This window comes from Niallia sp. 01092, from assembly GCF_052318935.1.
In the GTDB taxonomy this organism is placed as follows: domain Bacteria; phylum Bacillota; class Bacilli; order Bacillales; family Cytobacillaceae; genus Niallia.
The window spans coordinates 151,428-170,062 of the sequence record NZ_JBQRKO010000004.1 but is presented as its reverse complement, the minus strand read 5'-3'; the positions used below and the strand labels follow the sequence as shown (position 1 = coordinate 170,062).

Annotated in this window: 13 protein-coding genes; 4 read left to right on the top strand and 9 right to left on the bottom strand. The window is 34.6% G+C overall.

What is annotated here, in order from left to right:
* The first annotated feature begins 246 nt into the window (after positions 1–246).
* The 4 genes from ACTXGU_RS05920 to ACTXGU_RS05905 all read left to right on the top strand — a co-directional run bounded on the left by ACTXGU_RS05920 (position 247) and on the right by ACTXGU_RS05905 (position 7,265).
* The gene (locus tag ACTXGU_RS05920) at positions 247–1,263 is read left to right on the top strand and encodes a 2-oxoacid:acceptor oxidoreductase family protein (protein ID WP_443480567.1); all 1,017 of its coding nucleotides are present in this window, start codon (positions 247–249) and stop codon (positions 1,261–1,263) included.
* The gene (locus tag ACTXGU_RS05915) at positions 1,264–3,558 is read left to right on the top strand and encodes a thiamine pyrophosphate-dependent enzyme (protein WP_443480566.1); all 2,295 of its coding nucleotides are present in this window, start codon (positions 1,264–1,266) and stop codon (positions 3,556–3,558) included.
* A gap of 271 nt (positions 3,559–3,829) precedes the next feature.
* Positions 3,830–5,713, top strand: coding sequence for a squalene--hopene cyclase (shc, locus tag ACTXGU_RS05910; protein ID WP_443480565.1), 1,884 nt, complete (start codon positions 3,830–3,832; stop codon positions 5,711–5,713).
* 370 nt (positions 5,714–6,083) lie between these two features.
* Positions 6,084–7,265 carry a DHH family phosphoesterase gene (locus ACTXGU_RS05905; RefSeq protein ID WP_443480564.1) on the top strand — a complete coding sequence of 394 codons (1,182 nt, stop codon included), beginning with the start codon at positions 6,084–6,086 and terminating at the stop codon, positions 7,263–7,265.
* 78 nt (positions 7,266–7,343) lie between these two features.
* Here ACTXGU_RS05905 and ACTXGU_RS05900 read toward each other — a convergent pair whose 3' ends face one another.
* From ACTXGU_RS05900 to sat, 9 genes are all read right to left on the bottom strand, one after another.
* Positions 7,344–8,288, bottom strand: coding sequence for a sugar ABC transporter substrate-binding protein (locus ACTXGU_RS05900; protein ID WP_443480563.1), 945 nt, complete (start codon positions 8,286–8,288; stop codon positions 7,344–7,346).
* A gap of 33 nt (positions 8,289–8,321) precedes the next feature.
* Positions 8,322–10,382 carry a PAS domain S-box protein gene (locus tag ACTXGU_RS05895; protein ID WP_443480562.1) on the bottom strand — a complete coding sequence of 687 codons (2,061 nt, stop codon included), beginning with the start codon at positions 10,380–10,382 and terminating at the stop codon, positions 8,322–8,324.
* Complete coding sequence (locus tag ACTXGU_RS05890) at positions 10,324–11,187, bottom strand: CheR family methyltransferase (protein WP_443480561.1); 864 nt, start codon at positions 11,185–11,187, stop codon at positions 10,324–10,326. Before ACTXGU_RS05890 ends, ACTXGU_RS05895 begins: the two co-directional genes overlap by 59 nt.
* Positions 11,188–13,926, bottom strand: a complete 2,739-nt coding sequence (locus ACTXGU_RS05885; protein ID WP_443480560.1) for a response regulator — start codon at positions 13,924–13,926, stop codon at positions 11,188–11,190. It lies immediately after the preceding gene.
* Between the two features lie 542 nt (positions 13,927–14,468).
* Positions 14,469–15,074: an NAD(P)-binding protein gene (locus ACTXGU_RS05880; RefSeq protein WP_443480559.1), complete on the bottom strand. Its 606-nt coding sequence runs from the start codon at positions 15,072–15,074 to the stop codon at positions 14,469–14,471.
* Positions 15,055–15,813 (bottom strand): sirohydrochlorin chelatase, encoded by a 759-nt coding sequence (locus tag ACTXGU_RS05875; RefSeq protein ID WP_443480558.1) that lies wholly within the window; start codon positions 15,811–15,813, stop codon positions 15,055–15,057. Before ACTXGU_RS05875 ends, ACTXGU_RS05880 begins: the two co-directional genes overlap by 20 nt.
* Positions 15,813–16,589: a uroporphyrinogen-III C-methyltransferase gene (gene cobA / locus ACTXGU_RS05870; protein WP_443480622.1), complete on the bottom strand. Its 777-nt coding sequence runs from the start codon at positions 16,587–16,589 to the stop codon at positions 15,813–15,815. Before cobA ends, ACTXGU_RS05875 begins: the two co-directional genes overlap by 1 nt.
* A gap of 141 nt (positions 16,590–16,730) precedes the next feature.
* Positions 16,731–17,333 carry an adenylyl-sulfate kinase gene (gene cysC, locus ACTXGU_RS05865; protein WP_443480557.1) on the bottom strand — a complete coding sequence of 201 codons (603 nt, stop codon included), beginning with the start codon at positions 17,331–17,333 and terminating at the stop codon, positions 16,731–16,733.
* 18 nt (positions 17,334–17,351) lie between these two features.
* Entirely contained in the window at positions 17,352–18,500 is a 1,149-nt protein-coding gene (sat, locus tag ACTXGU_RS05860) for a sulfate adenylyltransferase (protein ID WP_443480556.1), read from the bottom strand.
* Between the last annotated feature and the right edge of the window lie 135 nt (positions 18,501–18,635).

Below are 18,635 nucleotides of genomic sequence, written 5' to 3'. Positions count from 1 at the left end.
CTAATTTACATCGAAAATTAGTGAGGCATCTTGTTTTTGTTCAATTTTTCGTCACTTTTAAACGGAATTTTTAAGAACTCATCATATAGAATCTAGAAAGTTACGATAATTGTCACAGCTTAACAAAGATTTATCTATTAGAATAAAAGCTATACTCATTTTTTAAATTTTCTGTTTTTTTCTGAATATTTCTACTTTTCAACGCAGTTCAACGTATTCAAAATTATGCTATGAGGGGGGAGTTCAATGTCTATATTACCGACTAAAAATGAACTCGGTTTTTTTGAAATTCGATTAGAATCAATTGGTGGATTAGGTGCAAACCTTGCAGGAAAGATGCTAGCTGAATCTGGTGTACTTGGCCTCGGTTTAAACGGCGCAAATTTTTCCTCCTATGGATCCGAAAAAAAAGGATCTCCAGTAAAAAGTTTTATTCGTTTCTGTGATCCAGATACAGAAATCCGGGCACACAGCCCTATTGAAGAGCCTCATGTTATCGGTATATTCCATGAGGCATTATACAAATCTGTCAATGTTACAAGTGGTTTTAATCCAAATGGAATCATCTTGGTTAACTCAGCTAGAGACTTTGATGATGTAAAAAGAGATCTCAATCTGGAATATGGAAAACTTGCAATTGTTGATGCTCTTCAAATTGCTGTAAAAGAAAAAACAAGAGTTAACACTGCTATGCTTGGAGCCCTATTTCGCATTTGTGATTTTCTTGACCCTGATGCGATGCGAAATGTAATAAGAAAAACATTTGAAAAAAAATATCCTCATCTTGTGGAATCCAACATTCGAACATTTGATAGAGGGTATAACGAAGTAACTTTTAAAACTTATGAAACTCCTCAAGATGCTCACATAAAACCATTTTCACGACCACGTTCATCACTAGGATATGATAACCAGCTAATTGGTGGTGTTATTACTGCACAAGGAAATAGCCTTGTAAAAGATTTAGGTGGATCTCGCCAAGGGTTCTTACCGAAATTCGACAAAGAAAGCTGCATAAGCTGTGCTTCTTGTGATGCCGTTTGTCCAGACCTTTGCTTTGTTTGGGATAAAAAAGTAAACAAAAAAGGACGTACGATTATGTCTTTACAAGGAATTGATTACCAATATTGCAAAGGATGTTTAAAATGTCTTGAAGCATGCCCGACTAGTGCACTTAGCTCTGTTCGAGAAACAGAAGGATTTACGGAAACACATCAAGTAAAACAAGAGTTTCCTTATGTAACTACAGGGGGGAGTTTATAAATGTCAGTATTAGAGAATGATTTAATTATTCAAAATGCTCCGGTGCAAGTAACAACATTTGAATCTGGGAATGAAATGGCTGCAATGGCCGCTGCACAAATCAATTATCATGTTATGGGTTATTTCCCAATCACCCCATCAACAGAGGTAGCTCAATATTTGGACCAAATGAAAACTCGTGGAGAACATGATATTCAATTGATTCCAGCTGATGGAGAACATGGCTCTGCTGGAATATGCTACGGAGCTGCAGCTACAGGAGCTCGTGTTGTGAATGCAACAAGTGCTAATGGGTTTATGTATATGCTAGAACAAATGCCTGTTCAATCGGGAACACGCTTTCCGATGGTATTAAACCTTGTTACTCGTGCTATCAGCGGACCACTGGATATCCGCGGAGATCATTCTGATTTATATTTTGCTTTAAATACCGGTTGGGTTATTATAACTGCAAGAACACCACAAGCGGTTTATGACTTAAATATTATGGCCTTAAAAATTGCCGAACACGCAAAAGTTCGTTTGCCAGTAATTGTTGCTTACGACGGGTTCTTTACTTCCCATCAAAAAAGAAAAGTACAGTATTTTAAAGATAAAAAAGTAGTACAAGATTTTGTTGGTCCTTGTCCAACTGACTATCCAGCTATTCGAGATCCGAAGAAGCCAGTAACCATAGGAGCTCATATGAACGGAGATGATTTGCTGAATAACCATTATCAGCAGTCAGAAGCTATGTATCAGGCAAAAGATGTATTTGCTGAAATCTCCAAAGAATTTGAAAAAATGTCTGGCCGATCTTATCCAATTATAGACGTTTATATGATGGAAGATGCGGAAGTTGCTTTATTCCTTCTTAATTCAGCGGCTGAAACAGCTAAAGATGTAGTCGATCAGTTACGTAAAAAAGGAATTAAAGCAGGTGTTATTAGTCCAAATATTATCCGTCCATTCCCTGCAGCAGAAATTAGAGAAGCTTTAAAAAATGTAAAAGCTTTATTAGTCGGGGAACGTGCTGATTCATATGGTGGAAATGGACCAAACTTAACCCATGAAGTAAAATCTGCTATTCAAGAAGATAAAAACAATGAAACAATCGTTTTAAGCAGAGTGTTCGGATTAGGCGGAAAAGATTTTTATGCAGATGACGCAGAGCAATTTTTTCAAATGACACTTGATGCATTAGATAAGGGATATGCAGAGAAGCCATTTGATTATTACGGACATTATATTGGTAAACCGGAAAACGACTTAACTCCTGTCATTGAACCTCAGTATGGAGAAGCTTATAATACTGGATTAATACAAGTTACTCCGGACGAAGATAATAACCGCTTAAATGTAAAAGTACCGCCTTTACGCTCTCTTGCAGTTAAGCCAAAAAGATTGGCACCAGGACATGGTGCATGTCCTGGCTGTGGAATTTTATCTGGCTTAGAATTATTTTTTAAAGGAATTGAAGGAGATGTGGTTGTTCTATTTCATACAGGCTGTGCTTATGTTGTCACAACTGCATATCCACACACTTCACATAAACAAACAATGATGCATAACTTATTCCAAAATGGACCAGCTACCCTTTCCGGAACAGTGGAAGCCTTTTTAGAATTGCAGCGACGAGGAGAAATTGAAGTTCAAGAGAACACCACTTTTGTCATGATCACAGGCGATGGCGGAATGGATATTGGGATGGGTTCTGCAATTGGAACCGCTTTAAGAAATCATAACTTAATCATGCTAGAGTATGATAATGAAGGCTATATGAATACTGGCTCACAATTGTCTTATTCTACACCTATTGGTCATATGACCAGTACAAGTGGCGTAGGGCGTGCACAAAAAGGAAAATCATTTCACCATAAGGACACTGCTCAAATTATGGCTGCAACCAATATTCCTTATGTGTTTACCGCTTCGGAAGCTTTCCCACAAGATTTAATTAAAAAAGCTGCTAAAGCGCAATGGTATGCTCAAAATGTTGGAACCGTATATGGAAAACTACTTGTATCCTGTCCTTTAAATTGGAAAGCAGAAGATCAATTCGGAACAAAAATAGTAGAAGCTGCTGTAAATTCCTGCTTCTTTCCACTATATGAAGTGGAAAATGGAATTACTACAATTACTTATGATCCTGAAGCTAAGGATAAAAAAGTTCCTTTAACAGAGTGGTTAAAATTTATGGGAAAAACTAAACACTTGTTAAAAGAAGAGAATAAAGAAATGTTAAATGATTTTAATAAAGAGGTTGAAAAAAGATGGAGTAAGTTAAAAGTAAAACACGAAAATGCTTTATTATAAATTCTAACCATTCCATGTAAGGCAAGGGCTATCATCCCTTGCCTTTTCTCCTTTCATATTCTTCATAAAATTTGCATATATACATATATAATAGAAGAAACTCGGATTATTTTATAAATCATCAGTTACTATATTCCATTTTTCTCCTACATCATTGAAAGACTAAACCCATTTTTTCTATTCATGAATATACCGCCTATTTGCGTACGTATATAAAGAGGATCTTCATTCAGCCGGATGGTTTACTTAGGATTGTGAGGTGACAGTATGAATGCTAATGAAAAAAATAGAGAAAGAAATAGGGAAAAGAATCAATGAATTAACGGAACTACAACATATAGATGGTTCCTGGAGGTTTCGATTTCAAGGCAGCTTAATAACAGATGCCTTTTTTATTATTACTTGTCGAGCATTGGATTTCACGGACGAAGAAAAAAATATTCAATTGCTGGTTAAAAGTTTAAAAGCATCCCAACACGATAAAGGATTTTGGCAGGCTTATAATGACGAACATAACGGCAATTTGTCTGCGACTGTTATTGCCTATACAGCTCTTTTATATTCCGGATATGTTGATAAAAATGATGAAAAAATGCAAAATGCAAAAACTTTTATTCTTGCAAACAGGGGGTTGGCAAAAACCCACTTTATGATTCGCTGGATGTTATCGGTTAATGGCATGTATCCATGGTCCAATATGATTTACATACCAATGACATTTTTACTTCTTCCTACCTACCAACCGATTAATTTTTTTCAATTTAGCTCATATGCCCGAATACATTTTATTCCTATGTTAATTGCATCAAATAAAAAGTTTGCTGTTCTTTCTAAACATACACCTAATATGGATGATCTATTTGACAGAAATATACCACTCTACCCTTCCTATTCAGAATTAAACGATACACGTTCACCATTATCACCTATTTGGAAAGAAATAAAGAAAATAGGCAAGCTTCCTATCTATATGCATAATCTTGGATATATGTATGCTGAGAAATATATACTCGACCGTTTGGAGGAAGATGGAACACTTTATAGCTACGCAACTGCTACTTTTTTTATGATCTATGGGTTGCTTGCTCTAGGTTATAAAAAAGATTCCATTGTAATCCAAAAAGCAATGAAAGGCCTTTCTTCCCTTATACATAAAAAAGGAAAATATATTCATTTGGAAAATTCATCTTCAACTGTTTGGGATACTGGTTTAATTAGTTATTCTTTACAACAAGCTGGTCTATCGATCGATACACCAGCTATTCAACGGTCTATATCCTATCTATTAAAAAAGCAGCATTCAAAAAAAGGAGACTGGGCCATTCATAATCCACGCATCAAACCTGGGGGATGGGGGTTTTCTAATATTAATACAAATAATCCAGATAATGATGATACTGCCGTTGTATTGCGTGCCTTAACAAAAATAGCCACTGTTGATAATAGAAGCTATCAAGCTTATCAAAGGGGGTTAACGTTTTTATTATCCATGCAGAATAGGGATGGAGGATGGGGTGCTTTTGAGAAAAATACAAACTGGGAGCTACTACAACATATCCCCATTGAAAATGCAAGAGATGCAGCTGTTGATCCTTCCACAGCAGATTTAACAGGGCGGGTATTAGAATACTTAGGCAATTTTGCTGGTCTAAACAAATCACACACTCCTATCCAAACAAGCATCAATTGGCTGCTTGACCATCAGCAAAAAAATGGCTCATGGTATGGCCGTTGGGGCGTATGTTATATCTATGGCACTTGGGCAGCAATAACTGGACTTATTGCAGTTGGTGTACAAAAGACAGATCCTAGCATTGTAAGAGCTGTAAAGTGGTTAAAAAGGATACAAAGACAAGACGGCGGATGGGGAGAGTCTTGCCAAAGCTGTGAGAAAATGTACTATGTCCCTTTACCCTTTAGTACAGAATCGCAAACGGCATGGGCAATCGATGCTTTAATTGCTGCAGGAGAAGCAAAAAGTGAAACTGTTTCAAAAGGAATACCCTTTCTTTTACAAGAAGTCAAAAATTCTAATAGCGTCGATTATCCAACAGGCATTGGCCTACCTCGTCAATTTTATATTCACTATCAAAGCTACAATAAAATATTTCCTTTACTTGCCCTTGCACATTATGCAAAAGAGTTTCGTAAATAAACCTATCATCTATTTAAAAAGCTCATTCTGGGGACTATTCACAGTAGTTCCCTTTCTTTTAAAGTAAGTATAAAAATAAGGCTGTTTTCGTATAGACTGTTGCTTTTAAACTCGCAGCCTGAATACACTTCGCTTTCCGTGAACGAGCGTCGAGCGCCTCCTCGTCGCATACGCTCCTGTGGGGTCTCGTCTTTCTTGCATTCCCACAGGAGTCTACGTGTATGCAGGCTGCTGAGTACTTCTTCTCCTATTGTTTTACGTAAAAAACAACAAACTTTAAGAAAACAGCCAAAAATAATAAAAGAAAAATGTAACAAACGGTTCTATTTTTTCCATATTAGATTATACTATTGGGCAGAGGTGAAAAAAAATGTACAAATTGTTATCACATAATGATTTAGATGGTATCGGCTGTGGAATTTTAGCAAAGCTTGCTTTTGGAGAAAAGGTGGAAGTACGTTATAATTCTGTTTCCAGTTTAAATCAAGAAGTAGAGAAATTCCTGCAACAGGAAGAGAATCATCCTTTTCTATTCATAACCGATCTTTCTGTTAATGAAGAAAATACGAAAAGATTAGATGCATTTTATAAAAAAGGAGGAAAGGTGCAATTAATTGATCATCATAAAACAGCTTTACATTTAAATGATCATGAATGGGGATATGTATCAGTTGAAGATGCTGACGGAAATTTAACATCGGCTACTTCTTTATTATACGAATATCTTGTTCAGCATGATTATCTTACTCCATCCGATTGTATTACTGAGTTTGTTGAGCTTGTAAGACAATACGATACTTGGGATTGGGAGAAGAATGACAACCAGCAAGCGAAAAGATTAAATGCCCTGTTTTTCCTGATTTCAATGGGAGAATTCGAAGACAAAATGATGGCAAAACTTCAAGAAAGCGATCATTTCTTTTTTGATGATCTCGAAGAAAAGATTTTAGAGATGGAAGACAGTAAGATTGAACGATATATTCGCCGCAAAAGACGGGAGCTTGTTCAGACAGAAATAGACGGATACTTTGCTGGTGTTGTGTATGCAGAATCGTATCATTCAGAGCTTGGGAATGAACTCGGCAAAGAATATCCACATTTAGATTACATCGCCATTCTGAATATTGGCGGTAAAAGAATGGGTTTCCGAACGATTCATGATCATGTGGATGTTTCTAAAATCGCAGGACAATACGGTGGCGGTGGCCACGCAAAAGCTTCTGGCTGCACCTTAACAACAGACGCATACAAAAACTTTGTGACAGATACATTCCCGCTTGAACCGTTAAGAGAAGATGTCAGAAAAAATACCTTTAATATAAAAGAGTCTCCATTAGGCACGTTATACGAAAATAAGGCAGAAGAAACATTTTTTCTTTATCCTTTAACGAATAAAGAATGGGCCATTGACTATAAAAAACAACAGCTTCCAGAAAGATTTTCTTCCTTTATAGAAGGAGAAAGCTTTATTAAAAGAAATCATGCAGCATGGCTGGCAAAAGACTATAAATTTACAAGCTATTTAATCGCCTATGTAAAAAATAAAAAGTAAGCATACCAAAAAATAATGTGGCTGTCTAAAATCATTTAAGTACAGCCACATTACCTCTATTTCCTTAAAACCCCTGCATTATTCATTTTGAGTTATTTTTTCAATAAATGACATTTTACTTTTTGCATTATCTCTCGTAATGATATCGACATTACTATCTATTTCCTTATTCACTTTCTTCCCATCAATTGCCTTAAGAGCATTTTCTACACTAATATAACCCATATCATATGGATTTTGGGCAATAGTAGATTTTAAGGTGCCCTTTTCAATTAATTCAACCATTTTTATAATGCCATCCGCACCTACAACAGGAATCTCTAATTTTTTTTCTTGTAAAATCTTCATTACTTTAAGGGCTGTAATGTCATCTCCGGCAAATATTCCTTTTAGCTTAGGATTCGTTTGAAGAACTCTGGTAAGTATCTGTTCAATTTTTTCTCCATGTTCCGATTGATCCTCAATAATTGTATGAATGCCAGCATTATTTAAGGTTTCATTTGCTCCTTCAATCCGATCTCCAATGACAATATCATTAGATTTCCAACCCATAAGTAATATTTTATCATTCGGCTGGGCCATAGATGACAGTAGTTCACCTGCTTTTTTACCTAATGCAATATTATTTGTTCCGATAAATGAAGTTTTATCCAACCATTCTAAATTTGTATCAACAAGTAAAACGGGAATGTTATTTTTCTTATATTCCTTTAATATCGGTATAAAAGCCTTCGGATGATCAGGAGAAAATATTAATGCATCTGGTTTTTCCTCTAACACTTGTTTTAGGATGACTAGCTGCGTTTCGTTCGTATTGTCCATTGCCAGCACTTTTCCCTCTACTTCATAATTAGTAAAGGCATTTTCTAGACCAGCAATCATCATCCTCCAATAATCTGTTTTTGTTTCTTTTAAAACTACTACTATCTTAGGTTTTTTTTGATTCATTTCTTTTATTATATAACTTAATAATCCACCAAAAAAAACGATACATACTAATATGATAAACCATTTTTTTCGCAACTATTATTCTCCTATCTTAAGTTATAATTATGATCATACTGCTCTAAAATAAATGGAAAATGTAGTTCCTTTATTACTTGTATTAATTTTAATATTTGCATGATGACGATCTGCGATACTATAGCAAACAGCTAGTCCTAACCCTGTGCCATTTTCTTTTGTTGTGAAAAAAGGTGTTCCTAACTTATCTAGAATTTCTTCTTTTATTCCTTCGCCACTATCTATGACTTGTAAAACAACATGTTCTTTTTCAACAAATGTTTTAATCGTAAGAATTCCACCATAAGACATTGATTCAAGTCCATTTAATGCTAAATTCAACAAAAGCTGACGAATTTCTTTTTCATCCAGGTAAAGCATTGGACTTGTTTCTAAATGAAGCAATACCCTTTTCCCCGATAAGAGAGCTTCTGCATTTAGAAGTGGATAAATTATTTCAATAATGTCATTAAGCGATTGATATTTTTTATCACTTGTTTTATTTTTGGCTAAGGTTAAAAATTCTTTAATAATTTTATTTGCCCTGTCTAATTCATCTATCATTAAATCCATATGCTCTACCGATAATTGCTGATTATCTAGTTTTCCCATTTGTAAAAAACCATGAACAGTAGTCATTGGATTTCGAATTTCATGAGCAATCCCCGCAGCCATTTCCCCTACCAAATTCAATTGATCCAATTTATACATTTCTTTTTCCATTAATGTTCTTTCTGTAATATCATTTAATACGATTAAGACACAATTCCTATTTTCAATCATAATTGTTTCTGTTGACAATAAGGCTTCCCTTTTCATGCCAGATTTCGTATTATATGTAACTTTCCTATTGTTCATTGGTGTATTCCATTCACATTCAGAAATGCTTACATAATTCCCCTCTTCTTCTTCGAAAACTCCCCAATCACTATTATTGCTTTTCCATTCATCGGCATCGTAACCCGTATTGTTTATCCAGTTATTATTTACAGCAATAAATTTTCCTTCTTGTATAGAGCGTATCGCCATTAAGCAAGGGCTTGCCTCAAAAATCTGCTGAAAGCGTCCTTCTGATAATAAAAGGTCTTCAGCTACCTTATTTCTTTCCTCAATTTCTTGGATTAACTTTTGATTAACCAATAACAAATCTAACGTTCTCTCTTTCACTACTTGTTCTAATTTATCTATTTGTTCTTTCCTCATTTTTTCTATTTCTTTCCGCTCTGTAATATCACGAACAGTGCATACAAAGATATGGTCATTCTCTAACATTGCCTCACCAATTTGTATATCTGCCGGAAATGTACTTTTATCTTTTCTCTTTGCAACACCTTCAATAATCTTACCTATAGAATCAAACAAACAAGTTATCAAAGAGGAAGTTTTATCTTCTTCCTTTATTCCAATTGAACAAAGGAGAATAGATATATGTTTTCCAATTAATTCTGCAGGCTGGTAACCAAACATCTTTCCGCCTATTGGATTAACGGATAATATGAAGCCTTCTTCATTAAATGTAATGATTGTATCAAGCATTGTTTCTTGTATAACCTTTGATAAAGCCTCCTGTTTATGTAAATCTAATTTAGTAAGGTTTAGCTCTAAGTTTATCCTTTCCCTTTCAAGAGAGCGTTCGAGTTCCATTTCTCTTAAATTCTCCGTATGATGCTCATATATATTTACAAGTTGTTCAACCTTACTCTTTAATACATCAGGATTAAAAGGTTTTACAATATAATCAATCGCTCCTACTTCGTATCCTTTAATGATATGGTCTATCTCATTACTAATAGCTGTAATAAAAATAATGGGAATATCCATTGACCTTTTTCTCTTTTTTATTAAATTTGCTGTCTCAAAACCGTTTAGCCCGGGCATTTGTACATCAAGAAGGATTACCGCAAAGTCGTATTGCAAAATATATTTTAATGCCTCTACACCTGATTTCGCACTGACTAAATGATAATTAGGGGAGCTTAATACCGCTTCTAATGCAAGCAAGTTTTCCGAAAGGTCATCTACCATTAAAATGTTGACAGGTTCTGTTCTTTTCGGTTCATTTAATTTTACGGTATATTTTTTCTTCGGAAGCATATTCTTCGTAATGTCCTGCATAATCTGTAAACCGAACCTCCTCTCTTTTGCCTAATCCAAGAAAACCTGATGGAATGAGGCTATTATATAATAATTGATGTACTCGGTTCTGCAGCTTTTTATTGAAATAAATCATTACATTGCGGCATATAATGATATGAAAATCATTAAAAGATTGATCTGTAGCTAAATTATGTTGAGAAAATATAAAATTTTCTTTTAAAAAAGGATGAAATGCTGCTGCATTGCTTCTCACGGAGTAGTACTCTGAAAAAGCATTTTTCCCTCCTGCTTTCATATAATTTTTTGTGTATATTTGCATTTTTTCTAAAGGGAAATTTCCTCTTTTTGCTTTTTCTAAATTATTGTTATTCATATCCGTGGCATAGATCCTCGTTTTATTTAGCAGCCCTTCTTCGCTCAACATAATTGCCATCGAATACACTTCCTCACCGGAAGCACATCCAACATGCCATATACGAATAAAAGGAGCATCTCTTATTATTGGAATAACTTTTTTCCTTAACATCAAAAAAAAGAGAGGGTCACGAAACATTTCTGTTACAGAAATAGAAAAATCCAAAAGCAATTTCTTCATTATTAATGGGTTATGAAAAACCATATTTTGCAATTCTGATATACTAGTTAAATTTTCTGCTCCTACTCGATATAACACTCTTCTTTTGAGAAATGGGAAAGCATAATTTCGAAAATCATATCCATAATACCGATATATTCCTTCTAATAATAATTCGATTTCAATGTTCTCCAACTCACTATCTTTCAACTTTTTATTATTAAGATATCCGGAAATGATGATTCCCACCTAACTTCTATACAACCATACCTGAATTAATGAGTATAGTTGTTCTAAATTTATTGGTTTACTTATATAATCAGATGCACCAGCGTTTATACATTGTTCTCGATTATGTTTCATTGCTTTTGCGGTCAAAGCAATAATTGGCAGACTTTGAAACTTCGGCATACTTCTAATTTTAGACATGGCCTCAAATCCGTCCATTTCTGGCATCATTATATCCATTAAAATAAGATCGATATCCTTATTTTCTATTAAAACAGCAATTCCTTCTTTTCCATTTTCCGCAAAAAGCACTTCCATGTCATACTCTTCTAATACAGCAGCAAGTGAAAAAATGTTTCTCATATCGTCATCCACAATTAATATTTTCTTTCCTTTAAGTGAGGATTCACCTTTCACTTCCTTATTAAAAATAGCAGACTTGTTCTCTCCATTCATCATAGCTTCTATTTTCTCAATATCAGCTGCTGCTTCTTTTTCTATTAAGCTTGATTTTTGATTTTTTGTTCTTGGTTTATATGGTAAATAAAAAGTAAACGAACTTCCTATTCCTTCTTTGCTTCTCACCGTAAGTACGCCTCCAAGCAAACTAGATATTTCCTTACTTATAGAAAGGCCTAATCCAGTCCCCCCATATGTACGGCTAGTAGTTCCATCTGCTTGATGAAAGGCTTCAAATATAAGATTTTGTTTATCTTTTGCAATACCCACTCCTGTATCACTAACTGTAAATGTTATCGCCGAACCTGTTAGAGGTAGATCATTTACTTTAAATTTAGATTCTGAAACATGTTGTATGTATAATGTCACACTTCCTTTATTAGTAAATTTAAAGGCATTGGATAATAAATTTGTGAGAATTTGTTTTAAACGATGTTCATCCGTATAGATTGATACTGGTAGGTCTTCACTTGCAATCACTTTAAAATCTAATCCTTTTTTTTCAGCTAAGTGATAAAATTGTTTTTCCGCAAATACTTTAATATTTTCAAGCATCACATCCTCTTCAATGATGTCCATTTTCCCAGTTTCTATCTTAGCTAAATCTAGAATATCATTTATTAAATGCAGCAGGTCATTACCAGAAGAATTGATTGTCTGTAAATATTCTACTTGTCTCGATGATAAATTATCATTGTTTTTTTCCAATAACATTTGGGCAAGTATTAACATACTGTTAAGCGGTGTACGAAGTTCATGAGACATATTAGCGAGAAATTCTGATTTATACTGAGAACTAAGCACAAGCTGCTGTGCCTTTTCCTCTAAAATCACACTGAGCTTTTCCAGCTCCTCATTTTTTTGCTCAGAATATTTATATTGTGCTTCCAGTTCCTCATTTATTGCTATTAATTCTTGCTGCTGTGCTTGTAGTTCTTCTGATTGGTTCTGTAATTCTTCCGTTAAAGCTTGTGAATCTTCTAACAGTCTTTTAACCTGCATTCGGTTCTTAATACTATTAATTGTTACACCTAAATGCTCTATTACCTTCTTTAATAATTTTTGTTGCATAGGACTAAATAGTTTAACGGAAGCAAACTCAATTACTGCCAGTACTTCACCTTTATATTCGATAGGGAGAATAAGAATATGTTTAGGCGCCGCTTTTCCTATTCCAGATTCAATTTCTATATAATCATTTGGAATTTGCGTAATATTTATTGGTCTATTCTCTAAGGCACATTGCCCCACCAGCTTTTCTCCTAAAAGAAAGCTTTGTTTACCTTCATTGTTATTCACAAACCCGTAAGTTGCAATTATGTCTAAACACTGTCGTTCTCCTAATCCTTCTTTAATGTAGAATACCCCGTATTGAGCTTCTATCGCTGGTGTAATCTGGGAAATAAATAAATTGGCTAAAAATTTAAAGTCCTCAGCACGTGGATAAGTAGCCGTAATAGATGCAATTTGCGAATCAAGCCAGCTTTGTTCTTCTGCTTTTTTCTTTAGTTCTGTTTCATGTTTTGAGTGCTCTTCTAATGATGATGCCATTTCATTATAGGCTTCTGCAATTTTCCCCATCTCATCTTTTGTACTTACTTTAATTCGAGGGAATTGAGTTCCGTGATAATATGCAACACTAGACATGACAGAAGAAACACGATTAAGATTTTTAGTCATCCCTTTTATCATCCAAATCGCTAATGCTACACTAATGAAAACACCTATAAAAGCATAAATATAAATCATTTTAACGGCTAAATTATATGTTTCTTTTGTGCGAAAAAGTTCATCTTTCATTTCTTGTTCTTGCAAGGTATATAGTAAATTAACAATTTGGAGAAGGCGTTCCTTTTCTTGATTCGGGAATATCTCTGAAGAATCTGACTCACTATTCCTATCCCTTTGGTGTTTCATAATAATTTCTTGTCCACTTTCTTCATATGTCTTATAAATGGTAGAAAACTTCATAATCAATTCCTGAGACTGTTCCCTTTTATCCATTTCCTTTAATGTTGCAACGGATGTGTTAATATTTGTTTTAGAGTCTTCCCAATCATTCCCTATCTTTATTAGCGTTTCTTCCGAAGGGTTGGTTGAAATTTCAATGACTTCCCTGCTCATGTTATTTAATTCATTTTGAATAATAGCGGTACTTTTAATTCTCTCAGACAATTCATTAACAATAATATGCATGTTAACATTTTGTTGTTTTAGCATATTCAAAAGTACTGCTATAAGAATCGTTATTAAAATAATAATAATTCCAAGACCTCCATAAAGCTTTGTACTAAAATTCATTTAACCCCTTCCTTCCACTTTATTAAGATACTATTTAAGGAAGAATTAGCATCAATAAGTATTGTAATAGGTTAATAATGTACTTGATTCAAGACTCTAATTTTTCTAAAATTACCAATTGCAGGTTTCTTACCGAAATTATATTACAGGAAATATAAATCATTCAATATAATGTTAATGAACTTTTCAGGAATATTCTGTATTTTTTATTTAAAATATAAGTCACCTTAATTATAATATGTGTTGAAAAAGGGAACAAATTAGAAGCAATAAGAACGAGGCAGCGCAGCCCCCTGCAACTTGCTTCTACAGGATGTAGCGAGCACAGGCTTTAAACGTTTTTAGTTGAAGATTCTCTATCATTTAGAAACAGGAAGAGCGGATAAAGCTTTAGATTGGTGACTGCTTGAACATCCTATTAAAAGAAGATTCTTTTACTAACGCTCTTTTCGTATAAATTGTTGTGTTTATTATTTTATTCAAAAACAACAAACTTTTAGAAAACAGCCTTTACTAACAAAAAACTTCTAACTCAAAACGAATTAGAAGTTTTTCAGAAGGGTGTAAAAAGATTTTCGAAGGGTTGCCGAATTTTTATATTGTTCGTCAATAATTTCTTGCAACAGCTCTCTTTTATGTTGAGCTGACAAATGCAGCTGTTTTATTATTTCTCTTGCTTCATATAAAAAGTCAAGATATTGTTCAAAATTATCATCATAAACGGAGGACCATTCATCCCTAATTTTTTTGGCTAGCATGGGACTGGCACCACTAGTTGAAACAGTAAGAATTAGCTTTCCTTTTTGGAAGCTTGCAGGGACTTGGCAGTTGCCATCTAAAGTTGAAGAAGCAATATTAACGAGCTTTGTTTTCTCCAACTTCTTGGCTATTTGTTTGTTTACTTGTTCATCATTTGTTGCTGCCACCACATAAAAGGCAAACGTGAAGTCATCATCCACCGCTTGCCTTTTAATGATGGTAAGTTTCCCATCCGCTTCTAAATCCTCTAATTCTGGACAAACTTCAGGACTTATAATCGTTATATTTGCTTTCTCTTTTAAAAGGGTGGTAGTTTTTCGAAGTGCTACTTTCCCTCCACCTACAATGATGCATTCTTTGTTTTCCATCTTAACCATTAATGGATACATGTTTATTTTCCTCGGTTATTTCTGCTAGTCTTTCTTTTAAAATATCTGCAATATAAGGATGATAGCCTAAATAAGATGCAAGTTCATATTTTTTGCTTGCATCGGCGTATTCCTTAATTGCTTTTTTCATTGAATTCATTAATATTCCGGTAAACAACAAATAAGGAAGGACTAATACATTAGAATGAGAAGATGCATTAGCAATACCTAGACCATCGATAAAACTCGGGTTGGCAGCAGTTAAATAACAATCTTGTACACGGATGCCTGAAAGTTTACTTTCTATTAAAGCAGCTATCTCTCCTAAATCCTGTTTTACATCTGGATCACTGCTTCCTCTGCCTACAAGCAATACTAGTAAGTCCTTCGAATTGTACACAGAAGATTGCTTTATTTTTTCCACGACAATTTCAACCATTTTGTCATGAACTCCTATTGGACTGCCGTAGCGGATTTCCGTGTTGGGATATTCCTTTGCAAGCTTTTCTAATACTTCTGGAATATCTTTTTTTGCATGGGCAGCGGTTAATAATAAAACAGGCACTGCATGAATAGTGGTCGCTCCTTTTTCGATGCATCTTTGAAAGGCTTGTTCAATTGTTGGTTCAGCCAGTTCTAAAAATGAATATTCCTGTATGGGAAAGGATTGATTATCCATGCATTTTTTTATAAAGGAAACAGCCTGATCGCATGCCTCTTTTATTCTGCTTCCATGGCATATATATAAAACAGCTTGCATTATAAAACCACTCCTTCCGGTAATCTTTCAAGAAAAGCATCTTCAAACCAGCTGATTTTTTCTCTCATTTTCACTACCTCTCCTACTACAATCATACAAGGGTTTTCTATTTTTCCGTCTGCTGCGTCTTTTACTACATCTGCAAGATTTGTCACAACGGTTTTTTGTAAACTTGTTGTACCCCAATTAATTAATGCAATAGGTGTGGATTCTTTTTTACCGTGGAAAAGCAGTTTTTCTCGAATAGAAGGCAGGTTTTTTACGCCCATATAAATGGCGAGGGTATCAATCTGGCATAAAGCTTCCCATTTAATATGATCTTCTTGTCCATTTTTGATATGTCCTGTGACAAATGCAAAAGAAGAACCATAATCTCGGTGTGTAACAGGAATTCCTGCATAACTTGGTGCTGCAATTCCTGCTGTGATGCCAGGGACGATTTCAAAAGGAATATGGTTCTTTGCTAATTCTTCTGCTTCCTCTCCGCCTCGGCCAAACACAAATGGATCGCCGCCTTTTAATCTTGTAACAACCTTCCCTTTTTGAGCATGCTTCACAAGTAAATGATTAATCATTTCTTGTTTCATAATATGATGATTTGGAAACTTTCCACAAAAAATAAGCTCTGCCTTCGGTTTGGCATACTCTAATAATTCCTTGTTTACAAGGCGATCATATACTATAACATCCGCATTTTTTATACACTTTATACCTTTGACTGTTATTAAATCTGGATCTCCGGGACCGGCTCCAACCAAATAGACAATTCCCACTATTTTCACCTTCTCTCTTTCTCCTATTAAAGAAAGAGCTGTTTACTAGAGCAGACGTATTCCTCTCTCTATTGCCTTTGTAAACAGCTCTTTTTGTTCTCCTCTAATCAAAAAACAATCATCTTTACTGTTTTTGATTATTACCTATATATAATATTGTTGTCCTTGTAAATATTGAACAATCTGCTCTACACACTCTTTAATCGAGTATTTTTCTGTATCAATCGTTAATTCTGGATTTTTTGGCTCCTCGTAAGGAGAACTAATTCCAGTAAAATCTTTAATAATTCCTTGACGCGCTTTTTCATAAAGTCCTTTTGGATCTCTTTTTTCGCAAGCTTCAAGAGAGCATTTTACATATATTTCAATAAATTCATTATCTTCAAGTAATTTTCTTACATTATCTCTATCTTCTTGAAAAGGAGAGATAAATGCTGTTAAAACAACTTGTCCACTGTCTACAAACAGCTTGCTGACTTCTCCAATTCTTCTAATATTTTCTGTTCGATCTTCTTCAGAAAAGCCTAAATCTTTATTTATTCCGAAACGAATATTATCCCCATCCAAAACATAGCTACTTACTTGATCATCAAATAAACGTTTCGCCACCGCATTCGCAACCGTTGATTTGCCGGATCCAGACAAGCCTGTAAACCAAAGAACATAGCTGTGATGCTTATTCTTTTCTCTTCTTTGCTGCTTAGTCACTGCCTGGTCATGCCATGTAATATTTGTACTCTGACTCACTATTTTATCCCCCATTACTTAAGAATGAATCTGTTGTTTTTTTAGTCCGTTAATCAATACCTCAACCACTTCTTTTCTGCTGAATGTGCTTGGCGGTATTTCCCCGTCTCTTAGTAATTGGCGAACCTTCGTACCCGATAAAATTTCATGATGCTCTTTGCCATGCGGGCAAGTTTTTGTGGAAGCCATATTTTCACATTTTTTGCAGTAGAAGCTATGTTCAAAGAACAATAAATTGATACCTAATTCTTCTGCTGTAAAGTTCTCAAATATTTTTTGTGCATCGTATGTGCCATAATAGTCGCCTACTCCTGCATGGTCACGTCCAACAATAAAATGCGTACATCCATAGTTTTTTCTTACCATTGCATGGAAAATGGCTTCTCTTGGACCTGCATAACGCATTGCTGCAGGAAATACAGCTAAGAATACTCGATCTTCTGGATAATAATTTTTTAATAATACTTGATAACTTTCCATCCGTACATCTGCTGGAATATCATCGGATTTCGTTTCGCCCACAAGCGGGTTCAGAAATAATCCATCTACAATTTCCAATGCAGTTTTTTGGATGTATTCATGGGCTCTGTGAACAGGATTTCTAGTTTGGAAGCCTACTACTGTTTTCCAGCCTTTTTCTTGGAAAACAGCTCTTGTTTCTTGTGGATCTAAATAGAAATCAGTAAAGTCCGTCTTCTCGATTTTCTTTACAAGCTTAACAGCTCCCCCTAAATAAACATTTCCCCTTTCGTACATTTTTTTCACACCAGGATGTGCATCATCATCTGTACGATATACAGATTTCGCTTCGGTAATTTTATCTGGTACATAAATGTCTTCTACTTGCAATACACCGTATGTTTCACCATTAAAAATAAGCTTTACTGTATCTTTTACTCCAATGCCTTGAGCTTGTTCCTCTTTTATCGGCAATGTAATTGGAATACTCCAAACTGTTCCATTTGCTAAGCGCATATTTTCAACAACAGATTCATAATCTTTTCGTGTTAAAAATCCTGTTAATGGACTGTATGCACCATTTCCAATTAGCTCTAAATCACTAAGAGCAATTACGTCTATATCTAGTTCTTTTTCTGTTCCATCAAATTTGTAGTTAGGTTCCCATAAATTAATTAGTGTTCCGCCATGTGGTATACTTAAAGCCATTTTTTTGCACCTCATTATAATATTTTAAATATTTTTATTATTTTACTAATAATTATACAACTATCTTTCCCAAGTTTTAAGATATGATAGTATAAATTTTTTCAACTTAGATGAGTGTCTACGACGTAAAGAATG

Excerpts from the sequence above, each read along its gene's own strand:
- ACTXGU_RS05885 (WP_443480560.1), bottom strand. The coding sequence starts at position 13,926 with ATGAATTTTAGTACAAAGCTTTATGGAGGTCTTGGAATTATTATTATT.
- ACTXGU_RS05905 (WP_443480564.1), top strand. The coding sequence starts at position 6,084 with ATGTACAAATTGTTATCACATAATGATTTAGATGGTATCGGCTGTGGA.
- ACTXGU_RS05880 (WP_443480559.1), bottom strand. The coding sequence starts at position 15,074 with ATGTATCCATTAATGGTTAAGATGGAAAACAAAGAATGCATCATTGTA.
- ACTXGU_RS05920 (WP_443480567.1), top strand. The coding sequence starts at position 247 with ATGTCTATATTACCGACTAAAAATGAACTCGGTTTTTTTGAAATTCGA.
- sat (WP_443480556.1), bottom strand. The coding sequence starts at position 18,500 with ATGGCTTTAAGTATACCACATGGCGGAACACTAATTAATTTATGGGAA.
- ACTXGU_RS05875 (WP_443480558.1), bottom strand. The coding sequence starts at position 15,813 with ATGCAAGCTGTTTTATATATATGCCATGGAAGCAGAATAAAAGAGGCA.
- ACTXGU_RS05915 (WP_443480566.1), top strand. The coding sequence starts at position 1,264 with ATGTCAGTATTAGAGAATGATTTAATTATTCAAAATGCTCCGGTGCAA.
- shc (WP_443480565.1), top strand. The coding sequence starts at position 3,830 with ATGCTAATGAAAAAAATAGAGAAAGAAATAGGGAAAAGAATCAATGAA.
- ACTXGU_RS05895 (WP_443480562.1), bottom strand. The coding sequence starts at position 10,382 with ATGCAGGACATTACGAAGAATATGCTTCCGAAGAAAAAATATACCGTA.